Here is a 23,471-nt window from a genome sequence, read left to right as displayed (position 1 = left end):
CCTCTCTCGCCATACTCGGTGAACCGAGTCCAAGACTAGAACACGTTCTCGTTTTTGTCGACCGAACCCCGGTCGAGCGCACTGTGCAGTCCGGCACGCCGACCGGAAAACACGCAGTCGGCCAGCGACAGACCGCTCACATAGGACCTAGAACAGATTCCCACCGCGGTCCGCCCCGCCGCGTACAGCCCGCGGATCGGAGTGCCGCCGGCGGAGCGCACCGCCCCGGTCTCCTCGTCCACGACCAGGCCGCCCAGCGTCAGCATCGGGCACGGATAGCCGAGGTTCGGCTTGATCGAAACGTCGATCATCGAGTACGGCGCCTGATCCAGCGGCCGCGCGAACTCCGCCGGTTTGCCCGTCGGGTCCGCGCCGGACCGTGCGGCCTCGACACTGGCGGCCAGCCCGCCGGGGTCGACGCCCGCCTTGCGCGCGACCTCGTCGAGCGAACCGGCGACGACGCGTTGCCGCAGCAGATACCGCACCTGAAGTCCTTGGAACCATTGACTTTGCCCGCGTGCTTCCCGCTGGACCTGCCGGACGATGGCGTCGTCGACCAGCAGCCAGCCACGCCCTTCGTGTCCGGTGATCATGCGTTCGCCGACGGCCGCGCCGTACCGGGATTCGTCGATGATCCGGCCGCCCGTCTCGTCCACGAGCAGGCCACCCAGGAACGCCGACGGCGGCGTGATGAACCGCCAGGCCGAGATCCGGCCGAGTTCGGCGGTCGCCCCGCCGGCCTCGACCCCCATCCGGATACCGGATCCGTCGTCGGCCGACGTCCCGAGCGCCAGCCCGCCGCGATACGCGGGGGCGTGCTCACGCACCATCTCGCGGTTCGCGATGAACCCGCCCGCCGCGAGGACGACCCCGCGCGAGGCGGAGATCCGCAGCTCACGGCCGTAGCGACGCTCGATCCGCTCCACCCGCCGGTGCAGCGACTTCCGCAGTGACGGCACGTAGATCCCCGGTTTCGCGGCATACGCCGACAGCCTCCGGTGTGCGGCCCGCACGCGAGCGGGCGCGTCCCGCAGGGTGGACACGACGACGCCGGTCACAGCACCGTCGGCGTCCACGATCAGGTTTCGGGCGGCGGTCTGCGGCAGCACCTGGATCCCGCGGCTCCGGACGGCCTCCATGAGCCGTTTCATCAGCAGTTTTCCCGACGTACCCGGCCCTTTGACGCGATGTCCGCGCGGCGCGGGCTTGGCGGCGTCGCGGAAACCGCCCGCCGCCTCGCTGCCCGAGTAGTACAGATAGTGCTTGTCGCTCGGGTAAGACGTCTTGTACGGGCACAGGCTCCCCTCGAAGGGGACACCGTTGCCCTCCAGCCAGGTCACCATCTCCGTACTGCCCGCGCAAAACCGCCGCAGGGTCTCCTCGGAGACGACGTCGCCGACCTCGAGCCGCAGGTAGTCGTACATCGCGTCGACACTGTCGTCGACGCCCGCGTCCCGCTGCTGCGCCGTCCCGCCACCGGCATAGACGACACCACCGCTGACCGCGCTCGCGCCACCACCGGAAAACCGGTCCAGCACAAGCACCCGAGCACCGGCGTCGGCGGCCTCGATCGCCGCACAGGCGCCTGCCGCTCCGAAGCCCACGATCACCACATCCGCGACGAGGGAGTCCATGACCCCACCCTAGAACTAGAACACGTTCTCGTCTATGGTGACTGGAGCAGCGCGGATGCTGCTACATGCTTCCTACAACGTGTTCCAGGTGAGGGGCGTATGGACTACGACGTGATCGTGGTCGGCAGTGGTGCCGCCGGGATGACCGCCGCACTGTCCGCGGCCCACCGGGGACTCGAGGTCCTGGTCGTGGAGAAGGCCGCCCACTTCGGCGGCTCGACGGCGCGCTCCGGCGGCGGCGTCTGGATCCCCGGCAACCACGCGCTGCGGGCGGCGGGGATCTCCGAACCCCCGGAGCGGGCGCACGAATACCTCGAAGCGATCGTCGGTGACGTCGTCCCCGCCGAACTCCGGTCGGCCTTCCTCGACCGCGGCCCCGAGGTCCTGTCCTTCGTCTGCGACAAGACGCCGTTGCGCTTCCGCTGGGTCCGCGGCTACTCGGACTACCACCCGGAGGCCCCCGGCGGGCGCGCCGGCGGACGGTCGGTCGAACCGGCCGCGCTCGACGGCAACCTGCTCGGACCGGAGCTGGCGAAGCTGGAGCCACCGTACAGCGCTCCCCCGCTCGGCGCCCCGATCACCCAGGCGGACTACCGGTGGCTGAGCCTGCTCGCCCGGCATCCGCGCGGCATCCTCCGTGTACTGAGTCTTGGCGGCCGCTGGCTCACGGGCCGGATCCGCCGTCAGCGGCTGCTTTCCATGGGGCAAGCGCTTGCGGCCGGTCTCCGTGAAGGTCTGCGGCGAGCGGATGTCCCTGTCTGGCTGAATACGCCGCTGGTGGACCTCGAGATCGAAGGCGACCGGGTGACCGGCGTCGTGGTCCGCCATGAGGGTGCGGAGAAGACGATCCGCGCGCGGCTCGGCGTCGTCCTCGGCGCGGGCGGGTTCGAGCGCAACGAAGAGATGCGGGTCAAGTACCAGCGCGCGCCCATCGGTACGGAGTGGACCGTCGGCGCCGAGGCCAACACCGGCGACGCCATCGACGCCGGGCTCAAACTCGGCGCGGCCGTCGACCTGATGGACGACGCGTGGTGGGGTCCGTCCATCCCGCTGACCGGCGGCCCGTGGTTCGCGCTCGCCGAACGGTCGCGGCCGGGCTGCCTGATGGTCAACGCGCGCGGCGAACGCTTCGTCAACGAGTCGGCGCCGTACGTCGAGGCCGTGCACGCGATGTACGGCGAAGGTGACGGTCCCGGCGCGAACATCCCGACCTGGCTGGTGTTCGACCAGCGCAACCGCAACCGGTACATGTTCACCGGCCTCGGCCCGCGCCAGCCGCTGCCCGGCCGCTGGTTCAAAGCGGGCATCGCGGTCAAAGCGAGCACGATCGCGAAACTCGCCGAGCGGATCGAGGTCCCGGCCGACGCGCTGGAGGCCACCGTCCGGCGGTTCAACGGCTTCGCGAAAAGCGGCGTGGACGAAGACTTCCACCGCGGACGCAGCGCGTACGACCACTACTACGGCGACCCGCGGAACAAACCCAACCCGAGCCTGGGCCCGCTGGACGTCGCGCCGTACTACGCGGTGAAGATCGTGCCCGGCGACCTGGGCACCAAGGGCGGTTTGAGGACCGACCGGCACGCGCGCGTCCTGCGCGAGGACGGGGCGGTGATCGACGGACTTTACGCGGCGGGCAACACGAGCGCGGCGGTGATGGGCCGCACCTACGCCGGCCCCGGCGCGACGATCGGCCCGGCGATGGTGTTCGGCTACCTTGCGGCCGAGCATCTCGCGCAGCAAGATCACACCAAAGCGGGAGGCAGCCGATGACGACGGAATCCGTACGGCAGATCGACGCGGGCGCGCCCCCTTCGCGGTTCGCGCGCGGCTGGCACTGTCTCGGCCTGGCCGAGCCGTTCCGCGACGGGAAACCGCACGCCATCACGGCGTTCGGGACGAAACTGGTGGTCTTCGCCGATTCGTCCGGCAAGCTGAACGTGCTCGACGGGTACTGCCGTCACATGGGCGGCGACCTCACCCAAGGCGAGGTCAAGGGCGACGAGATCGCCTGCCCGTTCCACGACTGGCGCTGGAACGGCAACGGCAAATGCGTCTCGATCCCCTACGCCAAGCGGGTTCCGCTGCGGGCGCGGACCAAGTCGTGGACCGTGCTGGAGGAGAACAAGCAGCTGTTCGTCTGGCACGACCCGGAGGGCAACCCGCCGCCCGAGGACGTCGTCATCCCGCGGATCGAAGGCGTGTTCAACGGCGAGTGGAGCAACTGGACCTGGGACTCGGTGCTGATCGAGGGCTCCAACTGCCGCGAGATCATCGACAACATGGTCGACATGGCGCACTTCTTCTACATCCACTACGCCTTCCCGACCTACTTCAAGAACGTGTTCGAAGGCCACATCGCCACGCAGTACCTGAACACGAAGGGCCGTCCGGACAAGGGAATGGCGTCCAACTACGGCGGCGAGGAGAACCTGCTGCGGTCGGAGGCGTCGTACTTCGGGCCGTCGTACATGATCAACACGCTGCTCAACACGTACCAGGGTTTCGAGATCGAGAACGTGCTGATCAACTGCCACTACCCGGTCACCGAGAACTCGTTCGTGCTGCAGTGGGGCGTGAGCGTGAAGAAGTTCGAGGGCGTCTCGGACGAGCACGCGGACAAGATCGCCGGGAAGTTCGCCAAGGGCATCGGCGTCGGCTTCCTGCAGGACGTGGAGATCTGGCGCAACAAGACGCGGATCGACAACCCGTTGCTGTGCGAGGAGGACGGGCCGGTCTACCAGCTGCGCCGCTGGTACGACCAGTTCTATGTGGACGCCGCAGACGTAACCGAGGACATGACGCGGCGGTTCGAGTTCGAAGTGGACACCAGCCGCGCCAACGAGGTCTGGGCGGCGGAGGTGGCCGAGAACCTGGCGCGGCAGCAGTCGGAAGAGGCCGGGGTGTGAAGCCGGAAACCGTCGAGTTCCTCACCGCCGGGCTGCGGCCGCTGAGCTGCCGCGCGTGCGGAACGTGCGTGCTGGTCAAGAAGAACAGCATGCAGCACACCAGTATCCAGTGGACGAGCGACGCGTCCCGGAGCTGCCCGGTGTTCGCCGAGCAGAAGGCGTCGGGCGCGCAGACGGCGTTGCTCGACACCTGCGGCAATCTCAGCGAAAGCATCGACGCCGCGTTGAAGGACGGCCTGCTGGAGGTGCCCGAATGAGCGGCCCCGTCACCGTGACCGTGGCCGAGGTGATCACCGAGACTGCCGACGCGCGCTCGATCGTGTTCGAGATCCCGGCCGAGCACGTCTCCGTTTTCGCTTACATCCCAGGGCAGTTCCTCACCGTGCGCGTGCCGAGCGAGCGAACCGGGTCGGTGGCCCGCTGCTACTCGCTCTCCAGCGCGCCGCACGAGAACCGGGTGCAGGTCACCGTCAAACGCACCGCCGACGGCTACGGGTCGAACTGGCTCTGCGACAACCTCCAGCCCGGTCAGGAGGTCCAGGTCCTTCCGCCGGCCGGGGTGTTCAGCCCCGCGTCGCTCGACGAGGACTTCCTGCTGCTCGCGGGCGGCAGCGGCATCACACCGGTGATGTCGATCCTCAAGTCCGCGCTGGAACACGGAACCGGCAAAGTGGTGCTGCTGTACGCCAATCGCGACGAGCGGTCGGTGATCTTCGCGCGGGAACTCGCGGACCTCGCCGCTCGATACCAGGACCGGCTGGTCGTCATGCACTGGCTGGAAAGCCTGCAAGGACTTCCGACCGAGGCACACCTTCGCGCCTTGGTGGCGCCGTACACCGCGCACGAGGCGTTCATCTGCGGTCCTGGCCCGTTCATGGACGCCGCGCGCACGGTGCTCAAGGACCTCGGACTGCCGCGCAAGCGGATCCACCTGGAGCGCTTCCTGTCTTTGGGCGGGAACCCGTTCGAGGTGGCCGAGCCCGTCGCCGTCGAAGAGGCCGAGACCCCCGCGGCGGTCGAAGTCACCCTCGACGGGGAGACGAAGAAGCTCACCTGGCCGCGCCGGACTAAACTGCTGGACCTGTTGCTGGAAAAGGGTTTCGACGCGCCGTACTCGTGCCGCGAGGGCCAGTGCAGTGCCTGCGCTTGCCGAGTCACCTCCGGTGAGGTGAAGATGCTGAACAACGAGGTCCTCGACGGCGACGACATCGCCGATGGCATCGTGCTGGCGTGCCAGTCCCTTCCACTGACCGACGAGGTCACCGTCACCTACGAGTAGGAGTTCCGCCTCCAGTCACGTGTGTTACGCCTCCAATCACGCGAGATCGGCCTCCGATCACGGGTGTTCCGCCTTCGATCACGAACCAACCACAGCATCTGAGGAGTTCCCGTGCCCATCGATCCCTCGGTCGCGATCGGCGCCGACCTCGGCGAGGTGAGTTTCGCCTGGACCGCGTCGGACGTGCAGCTCTACCACCTGGCGCTCGGCGCGGGCGCGGATCCGACGAGCCCGCGGGAACTGCGCTACACGTACGAGGACGGCCTCCAGGTGCTGCCGACGTTCGCCACCGTGGCGGCGAACCTGCGCGTGTTCGAACCGCCCGCGGTCTCGTTCCCCGGTGTCGAGGTCGATCTCGGGAAAGTGTTGCACGGCAAGCAGGAAGTGATCGCGCACCGGCCGATTCCGACATCGGGCAAGGCGGTGGCGCGCACGCGGATCGTGGACGTCTTCGACAAGGGCAAGGCGGCCGTGATCGTGAACGAGACGGTCGCCACCGACTCGGACGGCACTCCATTGTGGACACTCCGGTCGAGCATCTTCGCCCGTGGCGAAGGGGGTTTCGGCGGCGAACGCGGCCCGTCCGACCGCGTCGAACTCCCGCCGCGCGAACCGGACGCGGTCATCGACACGCCGACGTCGCCGCAGCAGGCGCTGCTCTACCGGCTCTGCGGCGACCGCAACCCCCTGCACGCCGACCCCGGGTTCGCCGCGGCGGCCGGGTTCGACAAGCCGATCCTGCACGGCCTGTGCACCTACGGCGTCATCGCGAAGGCCGTCACCGACGAGTTCCTCGACGGCGACGCCTCCCGCGTCGCGTCGTTCTCGGCCAAGTTCGCCGGCGTCGTCTTCCCCGGCGAACCGCTGCGGACCCGCGTCTGGCGCGAGCCCGCCGGGCTGATGATCACCACCACGGCACCGGATCGGGGCGAAGCACCCGTCCTTTCCGACACTTTCTTGACCACGACAGACTGAATCATCGTTCCCGCAGGTAGCGGCTCTGGCTAGACTCGGGCAGGTGCGCCCCTTGATCTCGGACCCGTATGCCGAACTCGGCCGGGACTACGCGCGATCAAGACGCCCGGATCCCCGTATCGCCGCCGCCGTCACCGCCGCCCTCGGTGACGCGCGCTCGGTGGTGAACGTCGGGGCCGGAGCCGGTTCCTACGAGCCGGAAGACCGCGACGTGGTGGCCGTCGAGCCCTCGCGGCGGATGATCGCGCAGCGTCCGGCCGCCGCGGCCCCCGCCGTCCAGGCGTGCGCGGAAGAGCTGCCGTTCCCCGACGACGCCTTCGACGTGGCCCTCGCGGTGCTCACCGTGCACCACTGGGCGGAGGTGACCGCCGGGCTGGCCGAGTTGCGGCGCGTGTCCCGCCGCCAGGTGATCGTGACCTGGGATCAGGCGGTGTTCGCGCGGTTCTGGCTGGTGCGGGACTACCTGCCGGAGATCGCCGAACACGAGAGCAGGCTCGCCTGCCTCGACCGGGTCGTCGAGGAGCTGGGCGCGGCGGGCGTGACACCCACGGTGGACCCGCTGCCGGTGCCCTCGGACTGCGTCGACGGGTTCCTCGGCGCGTATTGGCGCAGGCCGGAGGCGTACCTGTCCGAACGCGTGCGCGCGGGGATGTCCGGGGTGGCGCTGCTGGACCAGAACGTCGTCGCGACGGCGGTCGAGCGCCTGCGTGCCGATCTCGCCGACGGACATTGGCATCGGCACCACGTCGCCCTGCTCGGCCGGACGGAACTGGACCTGGGATACCGGCTCGTCACGGCCTGATCGAGGCCGGACGGCGAGGGGCCTGGACGACCAGGCGGCGCCCTGCCGACGCCGACCGCGGACGCGGGTTCTTCCAGGTGATTCAGTACACAGTGGACACTCTCGCGGCGTGGACGGCGGTCGACCCCGGGTGCGGGGCGTGGTATTCATGGCTCTCGTGACGACTGCGACGGGGAGCGGCATGACGGCGGAGTACTTCGTGGTCCGTGGCCAGGTGGAGAAGGGCGATCAGCGGGGCCGGGAACTGGGCTTCCCGACCGCCAACATCGCGCTGCGCGACCAAGACGGCCAAGTCGGCGACGGAGTGTGGGCGGGCTGGGCCGAACGCGCCGACGGCACCCGGATCGCGGCGGCGGTCTCGGTCGGCAGGCGGCCGACCTACTACGGCGCGGACGGCTACCGGCTCGTCGAGGCGCATCTGCTGGAGTTCAGCGGCGACCTCTACGGCGAGGTGCTGACCGTGTGGCTGGGCCACCACCTGCGAGAACAGGAGGCGTACCCGTCGTCCGAGGCGCTGATCGTCGCGCTCAACAAGGACATCGCCGACGCCGCGAAGTGGGCCGCGGACAACCCTGCCGACGGCCTGCCGGCCGCGGGCACCGCCGAGGCGGGGGTCGTGCGCCGCATCCCCCGCAATTAGTCACCTGGTTGCGCTCGCCGACCGCGCAAGCAGGTGACTGATTGCGCGGTCAGACGGCGGCGCCGAGCAGCATGTAACCCATCCCCAGCCCCATGACGACCCGGCACACCCGCCGCGACGTCTGGGCGGAGCCGCCGTCGCCCCGCGCCGCCGAAAAGCCGGCACGCACCGCGTCCGCGGCGAAGTACGCGGCCACGACACCGAAGACCAGCGAAAGCCACAGCGCCGAAGCGCCGCCGGGGCCGGACATCACCAGCCACGGACCGTGGGTGACGTCGCTGTGCGGCATGAACGTCACCATGAACAGCATCGCGGTGGCGGAGACGGCGTGGTGCCCGCACGCGGCGTGCCCGGATCGCCGTCCCTTCCACCACGCGACGGCGAACCAGCCCGCGGTCAGGGCCAGGACCGCCTGCCAGCCCGCCGCGGGGATCGGGCCGCCGACCGGGGACAGCATCGCGACCATGGCGACGACGAGCAGCAGTTCGGCCAGGTCACCGTTGCGGATCGCCGCGCCCTGCGTGCCGTAGTCCAGTCGGACGAGTCTCAGCACGCACGGCAGGACCAGCGCGGCGAACACCGCGGTGAGTGTCCAAGCGACGATTCCGGACATGGCACCTCCTCCGGCGGTGGTCCCTTTCACCGTCGCAGGTACCGCTCTAGTACACCATCGGACATTGAGGTGATCTCAGCCCGTGGTCAAGACCAATCCGCTCGTAGGTACGCCGGTGCCGGCGGTCACCAGCACGCGTGCGGCCCCGTCGACCTGGTTGACGGCGTCGCCCCGCAGCTGCCGGACACCTTCGGCGATCCCGTTCATCCCGTGGATGTAGGCCTCCCCGAGCTGTCCGCCGTGCGGGTTGAGCGGGAGTTTCCCGTCCAGTTCCAGGGTGCCGCCGCCGATGAAGTCCTTGGCCTCGCCCTTCCCGCAGAAGCCGAGTTCTTCCAGCTGCATCAGGACATAAGGGGTGAAGTGGTCGTACAGCACAGCGAGGTCCATGTCGCCGGGTCCCAGCCCGGACTGCGCCCACAGCTGCCGTCCCACGACACCCATTTCGGGCAGCGCCGGGAGGTCGTCGCGGTAGTAGCTGGTCATCACGTACTGGTCCGGCCCGCTGCCCTGCGCGGCCGCCGCGATCACGGCGGGCCGGTGCGGCAGGTCGCGCGCCCGCTCGGCGCTGGTGACCACGAGCGCGACGCCACCGTCGCTCTCCTGGCAGCAGTCCAGCAGGTGCAACGGTTCGGCGACCCAGCGGGACGCCTGGTGGTCTTCGAGCGTGATCGGCTTGCCGTGGAACCAGGCCTTCGGGTTCGTCGCCGCGCGGGCGCGGTCGATGACGGCCACCCGGCCGAAGTCCTCGCTGGTCGCGCCGTACTCGTGCATGTAGCGCCGGGCGAGCATGGCGACGGTCGCGGCCGGGGTCGCGATGCCCATCGGGTAGTGGAACGCGTTGTCGACACCGGAGGAGTTCACCTGGCCTGCCGCCGCCGAGGACACCTGCCCGAACCGCATCCCGGACCGTTCGTTGAAGGCCCGGTACGCGACGACGACGACCGCGACGCCGGTCGCGACGGCCATCGCCGCCTGCTGCACGGTCGCGGCCGCCGCCCCGCCGCCGTAGTGGATCCGGCTGAAGAACTTGAGTTCGGGGATGCCGAGCTCACGCGCCACGGCGATCTCGCTGTTGCCGTCCATGGTGAACGACACCAGACCGTCCACATCGGACGGCGCGAGCCCGGCGTCCTTCAACGCGCTCGAAACCGCTTCGGCCGCCAGCCGCAGCTCGCTGCGACCCGAGTCCTTGGAGAACTCCGTGGCGCCGATCCCGGCGATGGCCGCCCGTCCGGACAGGGTCATCACTCGCCTCCCAACGTGAGCGCCACGGTGCCCACCACGTGTTCGCCGAGACTGTCCACACCGGACACCGCGACCACCACGTCGTCGCCGTCCCGTTCCGTGACCCTGCCGGTGAAGGTCAGGGTGTCGTAGGCGTAACAGGGCACGCCGAGCCGGATCTTGATCGACCGCACGAACGCCTCCGGGCCCGCCCAGTCGGTCACGAAGCGTTGCACCAGGCCGGTGTCGGTGAGGATGTTGAGGAAGGTGTCCTTCGATCCGCGCCGCTCGGCGGCGTCGCGATCGTGGTGGACGTCCTGGAAATCCCGCGTCGCCAGCGCGGTGCTCACCACGAAGGTCGGGGTGGCCTCGATCTTCAGCGGCGGCAACTCGGTGCCGACCGAACAGTCCTTCATCGCGCGACCCTCCAAGCGGGCAACGTCAGTTCCTCGTCGATCTTCACGAAGGCGGCCTCCACCGGGAGTCCGATGTGGACGGACTCGGGATCGGCGTCGAGCAGCTCGGCCATCACCCGGACGCCTTCCGCCAGCTCGACGAGCGCGACCACGAACGGCAGCTCCTTGCCGGGAACCTTCGGATGGTGGTGCACCACGTAGCTGTAGACCGTTCCGCGGCCGCACGCGACGACGTAGTCCGGCTTGACGTCGAGATCACCGTCCGGCGGCATCGGGCCGGGCGGATGCCGCAGGGTCTCGCCCCACCGCTGGATCCGCAGTTCCCCTTCACGAAGTCCGTCCCAGAAGAACTCGGTGTCCTTGCTGATCACCGGTCGCAGTACCGGGGCGGCCGCCTTGACGGGCCCATCGCCCGGCGGTCGGAACTTCAGCACCCGGAACACCATGTCCGCGACGGCCTCGTCGCCGACGTACCAGGTGGTCTTCGTCGTCACGAACCAGCCTTCGCCGAGCGCGGTGCGTTTCGGCCCGACGACGCTCTCGAGTTTCGCGGTCGCTTCTACCCGTTCACCGTGCCGGAGGTAGCGGAAGTAGTTCTGCTCGGAGTTGGTCGCGACGACCGAGGTGAACCCGGCTTCGTCGAGCACCTCCATCATCGCGCCGAGCGGATCGTCCGACGCCCTCGTCCAGTGCAGGCCGCCCATCGTCCACACCTGCGCCATCGCGGGTGGCGCGACGAGTCCCTTGTGGACACTCCGGGCGGCGAACTCCTCGTCGAAATACACCGGATTGCGGTCGCCGATGGCTTCGACCCAGTTGTTCACCATCGCCTGGTTGACCGCGTCACGGGCGGCCCTCGGCGCGGATTCCCCACGCGCGGCGATACGTTCGGCGGCTTCCTGGATGCTCATCGCGGCACCCTCGGCAGGCCGAGTCCGGCGGTGGCGATCAGCTCGCGCTGGATCTCGCTGACACCGCCGCCGAAGGTCAGCACCAGATTGCGTTTGGCCACCACGTCCAGCCACTGCGCCAGTTCCGCGGTTTCGGCGTCGGCCTGATCGCCGTGTCGCGCCACGATCTCCTCCAGTCTCCTGGTCAGCCGCTGGATGCGTTCGGAGCCGACGATCTTGGTGGCCGACGCGTCGGCCACCGCCACCGGTCCGGTCGCCGACGACGCCGCGACCTGCCAGTTCAGCAGTTCGTTGATCCGGGCGGTCGCCAGGGTTTCCGCGAGGACGGCCCGGACGTCGGGCAGCTGGAGCAACGGCGTGCCGTCCGGGGCCTTCCTGACCGCCGCCCACTCGCGGACGCGGTCGTGGAGCCCGCCGATCCGCCCGGCGGGGCCGAGCATGACGCGTTCGTGGTTCAGCTGTGTGGTGATCAGCCGCCAGCCCTCGTTCTCCTTGCCCACCAGCATGTCCGCCGGCACCCGGACGTCCGAATAGTAGGTGGCGTTCACGTGGTGCGCGCCGTCGCAGGTGATGATCGGCGTCCACGAATAGCCCGGATCGCGGGTGTCCATGATGAGGATCGAGATCCCCTTGTGCCGGGGCGCGTCGGGCGCGGTCCGCACGGCGAGCCAGATGTAGTCGGCATCGTGCCCGCCGGTGGTGAAGATCTTCTGGCCGTTGACGACGTACTCGTCACCTTCGCGCACCGCCGTCGTGCGCAACGCCGCGAGGTCCGTTCCCGCGTCGGGTTCGGTGTAGCCGATGGCGAAATGCACCTCGCCCGCGAGGATCTTGGGCAGGAACAAGGACTTCTGCGCCTCGGTGCCGAACGCCTGCAACGTCGGCCCGACGGTCTGCAAGGTCACCGACGGCAGCTGGACGTCGGCCCGGGAGGCCTCGTCGACGAAGATGTGCTGCTCGATCTCGCCGAAACCCCGGCCGCCGTACTGTTCCGGCCAGCCGACGCCGAGCCGGCCGTCACGGCCCATCCGCCGGACGATCTCGCGGTACACCGGTCCGTGCCGCTCCCGCAGCATCGCTCGCCGTTCGTCGGCACTCACGAGCCCGGCGAAGTACTTTCGCAGTTCGGAGCGCAATTCGTGTTGCGCCGCGGTCAGTTCGATCAGCATCGGTTCACCCCGCCACCAGTTCGCCCAGTCCGGCCAGCCGATGAGCGGCGCCGCCGAGCGTTCGTCCCAGATCCTTGACCGCCGACGAGAACCGGTGCAGCGGATACGTTTCGTCCACGCCGATCCCGCCGTGCAGGTGGTGGCAGACGGCCAGCGCCTCGGGCGCCTCCGCCGCCAGCCAGTACGCCGCGATGTCGAGTTCCGCCTCGGCGTCGAGCCCCGCCGCGAGCCGCCAGACCGCCGACCGCGCGGCCAGCTGGACCGTCCTCGACGCGACGTAGACGTCCGCGATCTGTTGCGCCACCGCCTGGAACGCCGCCAGCGGGCGCCCGAACTGTTCGCGTTCGCCGATGTGTTTCGTGGTCAGCGCCAGCGCGCCGTCGAGCAACCCGTCGCCGAACGCCACGGCACCCGCGAGCGCGAACCGGTGCAGGGTCGCGATCGACTCGCCGGGCCCGGGCCCGTTGAGGAGATCGGCGTCGGTGACGGTCACGGCGTCCAGCGTCATCGTGTAGTCCGGTGTGCCGGAAGAGGTTCTCGTCGGCGTCAGCGTCACGCCGTCCGCGTGAGGATCGACGAGGAAGACACCGGTGCCGCCGGGCAGCGAGGCAGGCGTCAGGATCCGGGTCGCCTCCGCGGCGAACGGCACGCCGACCTTGACCCCGCTCAGCCGCCAGTCCCCCGCCGATTCCGCGACGGTCGCGGGCCGGGTGGTGAACGGCGCGGAAGGTTCGCTCAGCGCAGCGGTGAGCACGGCTTCGCCCGCGGCGACCGGCGGGAGCAGCGACGCGCGCTGGTCCGGGCCGCCGAGCGCCGTGACCGGCAGGACACCGAACGCCAGCGACGCCAGCGCGGGCGTCGGCGAGGCGACCCGGCCGAGTTCGGTCAGCACCAAGGCGACTTCGGCGACGCCGAGTCCGTCACCGCCGAGTTCGGCAGGCAGCGCCAGCGCGAGCAGACCGGCGTCCGCGAGCGCGCGCCACGTGTCGGCGGGCTCGCGATCCTTGCCGAGCACGCGCGCGGCCAGCGCGGTGACCTCGGTCTGCGTCTCGTCGAACTGGAAGTCCACACTGGCTCCTCACCGGGGCGAACGGGCACAATATTGAAACCTGTTCTAGTCTTAACCGGAAGGAGGCGTGACGGCAAGGGGTGCGGATCTAGGAGATGGCTTTCAGCAGTTCCGCGAGCGCGTCGGGGAAGTGGTCGGCGAGCGGCCACAGGTCACCGGTGAGTTCGCGCGCGCCGAGCAGACCGACGTCGACCCGGCCCGCGTTGGACAGCACGGTGACGTTGAGCCCGGCGCCGTGGAACACCGGGCCGAGCGGGTAGAGCCCGGTGATCCGGCAGCCCAGCAGGTACAGCGGCATCGGCGGACCGGGCACATTGGAGACCACCAGGTTGTGCACCACCGGATGCCGTTCGGCCAGGCGCAGCGCGGAATACGCGCGCACCGCGAGGCCGAACATGGTCGCCGCCGAGAACTGCGCCCAGTCCTGGAGCATGTCGGCGTCGATGTCGTGGTGATGGTCCTTCGAGTGCCGGTTCGACTCCGCGAGCATGAACACCCGCGCGGCGGGATCCTCCAGATGGGTGGGCAGCGACGCGAAGAACGCCGAGACCTTGTTGGTGCCGTGCTCGCGTTCGGTGCGGGCGTGCACGGAGACCGGCACGGTCGCCACCAGCGGATCTTCCGGCAGTTCGCCCCGGTCTCGCAGGAACCGCCGCAGCGCACCGGAAACCACGGCGAGGACGACGTCGTTGACGGTCACCCCGAAGGCGTTCTTGACCCGTTTGACCTCGTCGAGGTCGAGAGAGGCGTAGGCGACGCTGCGATGCGCGGTGATCGTCCCGTTGAACGACGTGCGCGGCGCGGTGAACGGGACCGGCATTCCCTTGCCCTGCAACGCTTTACCCAGCCAGCTCGGGACGAGCTCAAGCAGGTCGGGGAGCAGTTTCACCAGCTCGGCGGGGCGTTTCACGAACGACGTCAGCCCGGCACCGAGCAGCGCGCGCCTGCCGGGAACGTCTCCGTTGCGGCGTTCGTCGTACGCGACCTCCGGCGGCGGGGCGTCCGCTTCGAGGCCGGCGAGAGAAGTGATCAGGCTGGCGCCGCCGACCCCGTCGACACTGGCGTGGTGCATCTTCAGCAAGACCGCGATCCCGCCGTCCGCCAGGCCTTCGATCACGTACAACTGCCAGAGCGGCTGCGCGCGGTCGAGTCGTTGTCCCGCGATGTGGGCGCAGAGTTCGGCCAGCTCCCGCCGGTCTCCGGGAGCGGGTACGCCGATCCGGTGAACGTGGGCTTCGAGGTCGAAGTCCTCGTCCTCGACCCAGACCGGATGCGTCAGATTCCAGAGTGGATTGTGCAATTTGCGCCGGAACGCCGGGATCAGGTCGACCCGTTCGGCCAGTCTCTCCTTGAAGCGTTCGAAATCGTAGCCACCGGGCATGGTCGAACCGTCCAAGGTGAGCAGTCCGCACACGTGCAGCACCTGGGCCGGTGTCTCCAAGTAGAGGAAACTCGCGTCCAGACCACTCAATCTCCGCATAAGAATCACCTTAAGTGAACTTTGCAACCGGTTCTAGGCTGTCACCCGGCGGTAGGATCGGTGCCCATGCAGCCGAGTTTCGTCGTCCGCCAGGCACTCCAGCTCGCGCTCACCGCGAACGCGCTGAAGCCGCCGAGAGGTGCCAGGACGGCGGTTCCGGCGTTCTTCGCGGGCTGGCTCACCGGGGAGCTCGCCCCGCATCTGCTCGCGCTCACCGCGGCCGACGCGGCGGCGCATGTCGCCCGGCACCGGGGCGGTTCGAGCAAGGCCGGACTCGCGCTCGCGGCAGCGTCGGCGGCCGGGCTCGGCACGCTGATCGCGCAGTCCCAGCGAGCCCGGGGCGAGATCGAAACCGCGCTGACCGAAGGCATCGGCACGGCCTACACCGACGAACTCGAGCATCCGCCGAGCCCGACCGACCTCGCGACACCGTGGGGACAGCTGGCCATGCCGTTCCGGATGCGCGACCCGGACGTCCGGCGGACCCGCGACGTCGCCTACGCGCCCGGCGGGAAGCGGTTCCTGCTCGACGTCTACGCCCCGCGCGAACCGGTCACCGGCGCGCCGATCCTGCTGCAGGTGCACGGCGGCGCGTGGGTGATCGGCAACAAGGACCAGCAGGGCCTGCCGTTGATGCTGCACATGGCCAAACGCGGCTGGATCTGCGTCGCGATCAACTACCCGCTCTCCCCCGCCGCCCGCTGGCCCGCGCATATCGTCGCGGCGAAACGCGCGCTGGCCTGGATCCGGGACAACGCCGAGTCCTACGGCGGCGACCCGTCGTTCGTCGCCGTCACCGGCGGTTCCGCGGGCGGGCATCTCGCCGCGCTGCTGGCACTGACCGCGAACGATCCCGCGTTGCAGCCCGGCTTCGCCGAGGCCGACACGAGCATCCAGGCGTGCGCCCCGCACTACGGCGTGTACGACTTCGCCGCGACCAGCGGGCGGCGCTCCAGCCAGACCCGGCTCAAGACGCTGATCGCCCGGCACGTCTTCGAGGCGGACCGGGACCCGGTGAACTACCTCGACGACTACATCGCGGCGTCACCGCTGGACCGCATCACCGAGGACGCGCCGCCGTTCTTCGTCATCCACGGCGTCCACGACTCGCTGGTGCCGGTGGGCGAGGCCCGCGAATTCGTGCGGCGTCTCCGGGAGAAGTCCCAGCGTGAAGTCGCGTACGCGGAGATCTCGGGCGCGCAGCACGCCTTCGACGTCTTCCCCTCGATCCGCAGCGCGCACGTGGTCCGCGGGGTGGAGCGGTTCCTGGAGTGGAGCTACCGCACCTGGCGGCGGTCCAGCGGGCCCTGTCCGTGAAGGACTCCTTGAGGGACTCTGGGTCCCTCAAGGAGTCCTTCACGGACTCGGCACACACGACCACCCCGCCCCAAAGTCTGTCCAGGTGGCTCGCGGTCAGGGCGGGTAGATCACATCCGTCGGCCGCGTGGACGGCGGGCCGTCGACCCGCCAGCCCTCGCCGTCGCGCACGAAGCGGTACCACCGTTCGTCACGGCCGTAGCGCAGCTGCAAGTCACCCTGGGTGATCCGGTTCCGCCAGGTCTTCGGCTTTCCCGGCAACCCCGATTCCGCGAGATCCGCTGTGGCCTGCGCGAGCGGCGCCTGCCCCGGCCGCCAGGGCTCCCGCACCACCGCCATCCCGCCCCGGCCCGCCTCGCGCCAGGCCTGCGCCCAGACGGCCAGATCCCGCACCGGGACTCCCGCAGCCTCGGCGAGCTCGGCGACCACGTGAGGATCGCCGGGCGCCGCGCGCCGGGCGAGGTCCTCCTCGAATGACAGCTCCACTTCGCGTTCGGGCCCCATCACCAGCAGTTCCCAGGCCCGCGCGGCGGCATCCGCGGCCAGTTCGACGAACATGTCGCCGCTCCAGCCCGTGCGGTGCGGCGGATCGAGGTCGAGGACCGCGGGCGGTCCGACCGTGCCGGGAACGGCCGGTCGCGGCGGGAGCGCGGCGATCCGCCGGGTATAGGCACGTTTCGGATCCACCCCGGGTGCGGCGGGGGCACGCATCCGTTTACCCGGCTCGCTCGCGGGAGCACGGCGGGACCGCAGTTCCGCGAGCACGGCCTCCCTCGGCCTACCTCTGAGCAGGAACAGCACGAACGGATCGACATCGACCTCGTCCGCGACCAGGTAGTACACCGCGGCGACATGTTTGCACGGGTTCGCGCTGTCGGGACAGGAGCATTTCGGCCGCAGATCGCCGGGGCCAGGGAGCAGATCCGCGCCGGCGGCCCGCGCGTCCTCGGCCAGCTCGCCGGGCAGTTCGCCGTCGAGGAGGGCCGCGACGTGCCCGAGACGGGAACCGACCATGCGGAGCAGGCTCTCCCACTGCGCCTCGGTGAACGCCCGCATGCGGATGGTCACCCGGTACGGCACCGCCCGGCTGCCCTGTACCCACGCGGTCACCTCGCCGGCGCCGACCGCGAGTTTGCTGACCGTGCCTTTGCGCGCGTACGTGCGCCCGCGCGGCAGCCTGTTCGGATCGAGCTTGGCGCGCTCCTCCAGGGCTTCGACCCAAGCCTTGCCCCACCACGTGTTGCCGAAGGTGCGCCGCTTCCGCCCTGTCGCGCTGGGCATCAGGTCTCCCCGAGGCGGACGAGGTCGGCGAGTTCGTCGTCGGACAGTTCGGTGATCCAGTTCTCGCCCGCGCCGATGACCGCGTCGGCCAGCCCGCGTTTGGTCTCCAGCACCGTGGCGATGCGCTCTTCGAGCGTGCCCTCGGCGATCAGCCGGTGCACCTGGACCGGCCTGTCCTGCCCGATCCGGTACGCGCGGTCGGTGGCCTGGTCCTCGACCGCCGGATTCCACCAGCGGTCGTAGTGGATCACGTGGGTCGCCTTGGTCAGGTTGAGCCCGACCCCGCCCGCCTTGAGCGACAACAGGAACACCGGCACCTCGCCCGCCTGGAACCGGGCGACCATGTCCTCCCGGACCTTGGGCGTGCTCGACCCGGACAGCAGCATCGTCGGCAGCCCGCGTTCGGCAAGGCGTTTCTCCAGCAGGCGGCACAACTGGACGTACTGGCTGAACACGAGCACGCTGTCACCCTCGTCGAGGATGACGTCGAGCAACTCCTCGAACGCGGCGAGCTTGCCGGACCGGCCGTGCAGCACCCCGGGTTCCTTGAGGTACTGCGCCGGGTGGTTGCAGATCTGCTTGAGCTCGGTGAGCAGTTTGAGCACCTGCCCGCGCCGGGCCACCCCGTCCAGCTCGCGGATCATCGCGAGGTTCTCCCGCACCACGGCCTCGTACAGCGTCGTCTGCTCGGCGGTGAGCGGGACGAACCGGTCGGTCTCGGTCTTGCGCGGCAGTTCGGGCGCGATGTCCGGGTCGGTCTTCTTGCGGCGCAACAGGAACGGCCGGACGGTCGTGGCGAGCCGCTCGGTGGCGGCGACGTCACGGTCGCGTTCGATCGGGCGGGCGACCTTGCGGCGGAACCCGTCGAGCGAGCCGAGCAGACCCGGTGTCGTCCAGTCCATGATGGACCACAGCTCGGTGAGCCGGTTCTCCATCGGCGTGCCGGTCAGCGCGACCTTCGCGGCGGCCGGGATCTTCCGCAATTCCTTGGCGGTGACCGAAAGCGGGTTCTTGACGTGTTGCGCCTCGTCCGCGGCGATCATCCCCCAGTCCACTTCGGACAGTGTCTCGCGATCCCGGCGAAGAACGCCGTACGTGGCGAGCACGACCTCGTCCGGCGCGACCTCGTCGAGATGCCGTCCGCCGCCGTGGAACCGGCGCACCGGGATATGCGGCGCGAACCGGGCGAACTCGCGTTCCCAGTTGCCGAGCAACGACGTCGGGCACAGGACGAGCGTGGGACCTTCCCCGCGCGGGCGGCGGTGCAGATGCAGGGAGATGAGCTGGATCGTCTTGCCGAGCCCCATGTCGTCGGCCAGGCAGGCGCCGAGGCCCAGCCCGGTCATCGTCGACAGCCACGCCAGGCCCGCCTTTTGATACGGCCGCAGGGTGGCCTTCAGGTCCGCGGGTTGCTCGATCGGTTCCGCGGCGCTGTCACGGATTCGCTGGAGCAGCCCGGTGAGCGCCGACGGAGCGGTGAACTCGACTTTCTCGCCGTCCAGTTCCAGTTCGCCGGTGAGCGCCGCGACCAGTGCCTCGGCCCCGGACAGCTTTTTCGCGCGATGGGCGCGCACCTTCGCGATCAGGCGTGCGTCGACCTTGACCCATTTGCCCCGCAGCCGCACCAAGGGCCGTTTCGCCTCCGCGAGCGCGGTGACCTCGGCGTCGGTGAGGTCCTCGTCGCCGAGGCTCAGCCGCCAGCGGAACTGCAGGAGACTCTTGAGCGTGAACTCGGGCCCGGTGACACTGCCCGGGACCTGGGTCGCGCTCGCCTTCGCCTTGAGCTCGCCCGCGAAGAGATCCTTCGGCCATTGCACCTCGATGCCGGCGCCGCCCAGCGCCGCGTCCCCGTGGGTCAGCAGGTCGACGACCTCGTCGTACTCCAGCATCAGCCCGGTCGGCGCGGCGGACCGGAGCATGCGGCCGAGCGGCGCCCATGCCCTGGCGCCCCGGCGCAGGCCGAGCAGCAACTGGGTCTCGACCTGCTCACCCATCCGTTCCAGCACCGCTTCGGGCGCGTCCCAGAGCGTCGCCGCCTCGACGATCAGGCTCGGGTCTGCGGCGCTCCGCACGGCGAGGACCGCGGCGAACGTGGGCTCTTCCTCGGGGCTCTCGGGCTCGTTCACCTCCATGCGCAGGACGAGATGCGCGCCCTGCGCCTGCCGGGCACTCAGCTCCGCGAGCCACGCGGCACCGTCCGGACCGACCAGCGTCGGCTCGGCCGAAGCGAACGCGGGCCCACCCGCCGCGACACTCGCGGCGGGCGTGCGGACCAGCACATCCGCCGTGGCGTCCCAGAACGCGCGGATCAACGACTCCGGCGAATGCAGCCGGATCCGTTTCAGCCCGGACAACGGCAGCGCGTGCGCCTCGGGAGGCAGCGCGGCGGCGAGCCCGCGCAACATCTCCTCGTCGGCGACGTCGAGCGGGCCGACCCGCCACGAATCCACCCCGCCGGGTGAGGCCGCGGGCAGCAACCTCCCGCGGGCGATGAGGTTCACCCCGGCTTCGGCGACGGCCGACCACGCGGCGATGGCCGCGCTCAGGTCTCCCTCGGCGGTCAGGAGTCGCGGAATCGCGCGTGACAACGGGACGAGTGCCGCGTCGACCTTCGTGCGCCGGAAGACCTTCCCCACCGGCAGCACGAGTTCGATCGCGGTGTCACCCGCTACGCCGTCTCCCCAGAGCGCCAGCACGCCGTCCCGCGGGGGATCCGAGGGGACGAAGGTGGCTTGGGTTCCTGTGTCGAACTCCACGACCCGCACGTTAGAGCACGGGACCGACAGCCGGCCTGCGGCGGGTGCTGTGAACGGTCCGTTCCTTGCAAATTTTGCCAGGAACGGACCGTTCACAGCACGACAAAGTGCCGTGACAGGAACTTTCAGGACCGAGGCAGCCCCAGCAACCGCTCGGCCGTCAGCGACAGCAGCACCTGCGTCGTACCGCCCGCGATACTGAGGCACCGCGTCAGCAGGAACTCGTGCTGCGCGGGGTCACCGGCGACGAGCGCGTTCTCCGCCAACGCCTCCAGCGCGAACTCCGCCACCGCCTGCCGATGCCGCACTCCCAGCAGTTTGCGCACGCTCGACTCGGCGCCCGGATCCTGGCCGTCGAGCCGCCGCAGCGTCGCCCGCAGGTCCAGGACCGAACACGCGCTGCCGTCGGCGATCAGCGCACCGAGCCGCTCCCGATCGGCGTCGTCGCCCAGCGTGGCGAGCAGATTTTCGACACCCTCCCCCACCGCGGATCCGCTCCCGAGGGCCACCCGTTCGTTCGCCAGCGTCGTCCGCGCGAGCCGCCAGCCGCCGTCGACCTCCCCGACCACCATGTCGTCCGGGACGAAGACGTCGTCGAGGAACACCTCGTTGAAGACGGCGTCGCCGGTGATCTCGCGCAGCGGACGCGTACTGATCCCGCCCGCGGTCATGTCGACGAGGAAGTAGGTGATCCCCTTGTGTTTCGGGGCTTCCGGGTCGGTGCGCGCCAGGCAGATCGCCCAGTCGGCTTCGCGCGCGAGCGAGGTCCACACCTTCTGGCCGTTGAGCAGCCAGCCGCCGTCGACACGGCGGGCCGTCGTGCGGAGCGACGCGAGATCCGAGCCCGCCTCGGGCTCGCTGAACAGCTGGCACCAGGTGATCTCGCCGCGCAAAGTGGGCGCGGCGAACCGTTCGCGCTGTTCCTCGGAGCCGTGTTCCAGCAGTGTCGGGACCGCCCAGGCGCCGATGACCAGATCGGGACGGCGGATGCCCGCGTCGGCGAGGGCTGCGTCGATCCGCAGTTGCTCGGCGGCGGTCGCGCCTCTGCCGTATGGCGCGGGCCAATGCGGGGCCAGCAGTCCCGAATCGGCCAGCGCGACGCGTCTTGCCTGCTCGGGTGAAGCGGCGATTTCGCCTACCAGGTCACGAAGTCCGGTGTCTTCGCCGACGTCGATACTCAACGTCCGGCGGTCGCCGCGCAGCGCGAGTTCGGCGGCACGACGTCGCCAGCGGGCGGAACCGCCCAGCCATTGCCGCAGTGCCACGGCGCGCCGCAGGTAGAAGTGCGCGTCATGCTCCCAGGTGAAGCCGATGCCGCCGAGGACCTGGATGCAGTCTTTCGCGTTGGCCACGGCCGCGTCGAGCGCGTAGGCCGCCGCCGTGGCGGCCGCGAGGGTGTGCTGCGCCGGGTCTTCGGCCGCCCTCGCCGCGTCCCACGCGAGCGCGTCGGTGGCTTCGGCCCGGCACAGCATTTCCGCGCACAGATGCTTGATCGCCTGGAACGACCCGATGGGACGGCCGAACTGCTCTCGCACCTTCGCGTACTCGACGGCGGTCCGAAGACACCATCGGGCGATCCCCGCGGCTTCGGCGGCACCGAGAGTGGCGGCGTAGGAATCCACCGGCAGAGCCTCGAAAACCGCTTCGGGCCGGACCTTCGCGCATCGGATACGGCCGACGGGCCGGGACACGTCGAAGGGCTCGCAGTGGTCGATGTCCATTCCGGACGTCCCGGGTGGAATGAGCGCGGAGACGCCCCCGTCGGAGACCAGCGTCCATGCCGACGGGTGAACGTCGAGAGCCGGCCCCGACTCGCCGTCGACGACCGGACCCGAGATGCGGAAACCCCGGCCCAGCACCACCGCCATCCGTTCGGTCCCGTCCGCGAGACCGGGCAGGATCTCCTTGGCGGCTTGGGGAACCGTCGCGAGCAGCGCGCCGCCCAACGCCGTCCCGAGGACAGGTCCTGGCACGAGTGCTTCGGCTGCTTCGGCGAGCCCTGCGGCCAGGTCGGCGACCGTACCTCCGGCGCCGCCGACGTCTTCGGGAATCGCCACGCCGAACAGGCCGAGTTCCGCCAGTCCTGGTGGCGGCTCGGTGATCCGGCCATTGCGGACGGCGTCGACGGGGCGGGCGGAAGCCGCCCAGGCCCGGATCGACGCGGCCAGCGCCGCCTGTTCCTCGGTGAGCGCGATCGACACGGGTGAGACCTCCTGCTCGGACCTACCCGCGAGTGTAGAACGTGTTACAGTTTCTTGCCCAGTGGGTCACGTCTTGAACAGTTCGTCCGCTTAGGTACGCTACGCGGGGAAAGTGGAACAAGTTCCGTTCGATGAAGGGGGACGTGGCGATGCCAGGGAAGGCCAAGGCACCCACGAGCGCGAAGGCGCGAAGCGGCAACGGTCTCTCCGCGCTGGGCGGCGAGGAACTGGGCTCCGCGGCGCAACGCGACCGGCGGCGCCGCATCATCGACGCGACCCTGACCCTCGCCGCGAAAGGCGGGTACGACGCGGTCCAGATGCGGGCGGTCGCCGAGAAGGCGGACGTCGCACTCGGCACGCTGTACCGCTATTTCCCGTCGAAGATCCACCTGCTGGTTTCCGGGCTGGCCAGGGAATTCGAACGCGCGCAGGAGAAACTCGACCGCGCGGCCATCCCCGGCGAAACCTCGAGCGAGCGGCTGATGTTCGTCCTCGGCCGCAACACCCGGCTGATGCAGCGGGACCCGCACCTGACCGAGGCCATGGTCCGCGCGTTCATGTTCGCCGACACGACCGCGGCCGCCGAGGTCGAACAGGTCGGACGGCTGATGGAGAACATGTTCGCCAAGGCCATGGGCATCGAGGACCCGACCGAGGCCGACCGTGACATCTTCCACGTCATCGCCGACGTCTGGATGGCGAACCTGGTCGCGTGGGTGACGCGGCGCGCTTCGGCGGCCGACGTCGCGAACCGGCTGGAGCTGTCGGTGCACCTGCTGCTGGACAAGAACGTCTGAC

20 protein-coding genes are annotated in these 23,471 nt (G+C 69.8%); 9 read left to right on the top strand and 11 right to left on the bottom strand.

All coding sequences use genetic code 11. From position 1 onward, the window contains the following. Positions 1–35 precede the first annotated feature (35 nt). Complete coding sequence (locus DL990_RS23715) at positions 36–1,634, bottom strand: FAD-binding protein (RefSeq protein ID WP_125785493.1); 1,599 nt, start codon at positions 1,632–1,634, stop codon at positions 36–38. Positions 1,635–1,733: 99 nt separating this feature from the next. Between DL990_RS23715 and kstD the strand changes: the two genes are divergently transcribed. The 7 genes from kstD to DL990_RS23680 all read left to right on the top strand — a co-directional run bounded on the left by kstD (position 1,734) and on the right by DL990_RS23680 (position 8,236). Continuing rightward, positions 1,734–3,404: a 3-oxosteroid 1-dehydrogenase gene (kstD, locus tag DL990_RS23710; RefSeq protein WP_125799923.1), complete on the top strand. Its 1,671-nt coding sequence runs from the start codon at positions 1,734–1,736 to the stop codon at positions 3,402–3,404. After that, a complete protein-coding gene (locus tag DL990_RS23705; RefSeq protein WP_125793563.1) occupies positions 3,401–4,540 on the top strand; it encodes a Rieske 2Fe-2S domain-containing protein in 1,140 nt (379 codons plus the stop codon). The genes kstD and DL990_RS23705 overlap by 4 nt, the downstream gene beginning before the upstream one ends. Then, positions 4,537–4,797: a hypothetical protein gene (locus tag DL990_RS23700; RefSeq protein ID WP_125785490.1), complete on the top strand. Its 261-nt coding sequence runs from the start codon at positions 4,537–4,539 to the stop codon at positions 4,795–4,797. The genes DL990_RS23705 and DL990_RS23700 overlap by 4 nt, the downstream gene beginning before the upstream one ends. Then, a complete protein-coding gene (locus tag DL990_RS23695; protein ID WP_125799922.1) occupies positions 4,794–5,819 on the top strand; it encodes a ferredoxin--NADP reductase in 1,026 nt (341 codons plus the stop codon). Before DL990_RS23700 ends, DL990_RS23695 begins: the two co-directional genes overlap by 4 nt. A 111-nt stretch (positions 5,820–5,930) precedes the next feature. Continuing rightward, entirely contained in the window at positions 5,931–6,794 is an 864-nt protein-coding gene (locus DL990_RS23690) for a MaoC/PaaZ C-terminal domain-containing protein (RefSeq protein ID WP_125799921.1), read from the top strand. 52 nt (positions 6,795–6,846) lie between these two features. Beyond that, entirely contained in the window at positions 6,847–7,596 is a 750-nt protein-coding gene (locus DL990_RS23685; protein WP_125799949.1) for a methyltransferase domain-containing protein, read from the top strand. A 181-nt stretch (positions 7,597–7,777) separates the two neighbouring features. Then, positions 7,778–8,236, top strand: a complete 459-nt coding sequence (locus DL990_RS23680; protein WP_125785525.1) for a riboflavin kinase — start codon at positions 7,778–7,780, stop codon at positions 8,234–8,236. Between the two features lie 49 nt (positions 8,237–8,285). Here the strand turns inward: DL990_RS23680 and DL990_RS23675 are convergent, their stop codons facing one another. The 7 genes from DL990_RS23675 to DL990_RS23645 form a co-directional block, all read right to left on the bottom strand. After that, the gene (locus tag DL990_RS23675) at positions 8,286–8,849 is read right to left on the bottom strand and encodes a DUF5134 domain-containing protein (RefSeq protein ID WP_125799920.1); all 564 of its coding nucleotides are present in this window, start codon (positions 8,847–8,849) and stop codon (positions 8,286–8,288) included. Positions 8,850–8,924: 75 nt separating this feature from the next. Beyond that, positions 8,925–10,094, bottom strand: coding sequence for a lipid-transfer protein (locus DL990_RS23670; RefSeq protein ID WP_125799919.1), 1,170 nt, complete (start codon positions 10,092–10,094; stop codon positions 8,925–8,927). Next, entirely contained in the window at positions 10,094–10,489 is a 396-nt protein-coding gene (locus DL990_RS23665; RefSeq protein WP_125799918.1) for a MaoC family dehydratase, read from the bottom strand. The genes DL990_RS23670 and DL990_RS23665 overlap by 1 nt, the downstream gene beginning before the upstream one ends. Further along, positions 10,486–11,400 (bottom strand): bifunctional MaoC family dehydratase N-terminal/OB-fold nucleic acid binding domain-containing protein, encoded by a 915-nt coding sequence (locus DL990_RS23660; RefSeq protein WP_125799917.1) that lies wholly within the window; start codon positions 11,398–11,400, stop codon positions 10,486–10,488. Before DL990_RS23660 ends, DL990_RS23665 begins: the two co-directional genes overlap by 4 nt. After that, a complete protein-coding gene (locus tag DL990_RS23655; RefSeq protein ID WP_125785483.1) occupies positions 11,397–12,569 on the bottom strand; it encodes an acyl-CoA dehydrogenase family protein in 1,173 nt (390 codons plus the stop codon). The genes DL990_RS23660 and DL990_RS23655 overlap by 4 nt, the downstream gene beginning before the upstream one ends. Before the next feature lie 4 nt (positions 12,570–12,573). Beyond that, entirely contained in the window at positions 12,574–13,638 is a 1,065-nt protein-coding gene (locus DL990_RS23650; RefSeq protein WP_125799916.1) for an acyl-CoA dehydrogenase family protein, read from the bottom strand. 88 nt (positions 13,639–13,726) lie between these two features. Continuing rightward, on the bottom strand, positions 13,727–15,118 hold the full coding sequence (locus tag DL990_RS23645) for a wax ester/triacylglycerol synthase family O-acyltransferase (RefSeq protein ID WP_125799915.1): 1,392 nt from the start codon (positions 15,116–15,118) through the stop codon (positions 13,727–13,729). Positions 15,119–15,184: 66 nt separating this feature from the next. Here DL990_RS23645 and DL990_RS23640 point away from each other — a divergent pair, with 66 nt between their 5' ends. Beyond that, positions 15,185–16,435 (top strand): alpha/beta hydrolase, encoded by a 1,251-nt coding sequence (locus DL990_RS23640; protein WP_125799914.1) that lies wholly within the window; start codon positions 15,185–15,187, stop codon positions 16,433–16,435. A gap of 96 nt (positions 16,436–16,531) precedes the next feature. Here DL990_RS23640 and DL990_RS23635 read toward each other — a convergent pair whose 3' ends face one another. The 3 genes from DL990_RS23635 to DL990_RS23625 form a co-directional block, all read right to left on the bottom strand. Continuing rightward, positions 16,532–17,716 (bottom strand): SWIM zinc finger family protein, encoded by a 1,185-nt coding sequence (locus DL990_RS23635; protein WP_125785479.1) that lies wholly within the window; start codon positions 17,714–17,716, stop codon positions 16,532–16,534. Further along, positions 17,716–20,481 (bottom strand): DEAD/DEAH box helicase, encoded by a 2,766-nt coding sequence (locus DL990_RS23630; RefSeq protein ID WP_199746554.1) that lies wholly within the window; start codon positions 20,479–20,481, stop codon positions 17,716–17,718. The genes DL990_RS23635 and DL990_RS23630 overlap by 1 nt, the downstream gene beginning before the upstream one ends. A 116-nt stretch (positions 20,482–20,597) precedes the next feature. Further along, complete coding sequence (locus tag DL990_RS23625; protein ID WP_125799912.1) at positions 20,598–22,673, bottom strand: acyl-CoA dehydrogenase; 2,076 nt, start codon at positions 22,671–22,673, stop codon at positions 20,598–20,600. A gap of 149 nt (positions 22,674–22,822) precedes the next feature. Between DL990_RS23625 and kstR the strand changes: the two genes are divergently transcribed. Continuing rightward, positions 22,823–23,470, top strand: a complete 648-nt coding sequence (gene kstR / locus DL990_RS23620) for a cholesterol catabolism transcriptional regulator KstR (RefSeq protein ID WP_125785524.1) — start codon at positions 22,823–22,825, stop codon at positions 23,468–23,470. Position 23,471: the final 1 nt, after the last annotated feature.

It is taken from the genome of Amycolatopsis sp. WAC 01416 (assembly GCF_003947485.1).
Lineage (GTDB): Bacteria > Actinomycetota > Actinomycetes > Mycobacteriales > Pseudonocardiaceae > Amycolatopsis.
This window is presented reverse-complemented; position numbering and strand designations above follow the sequence as displayed.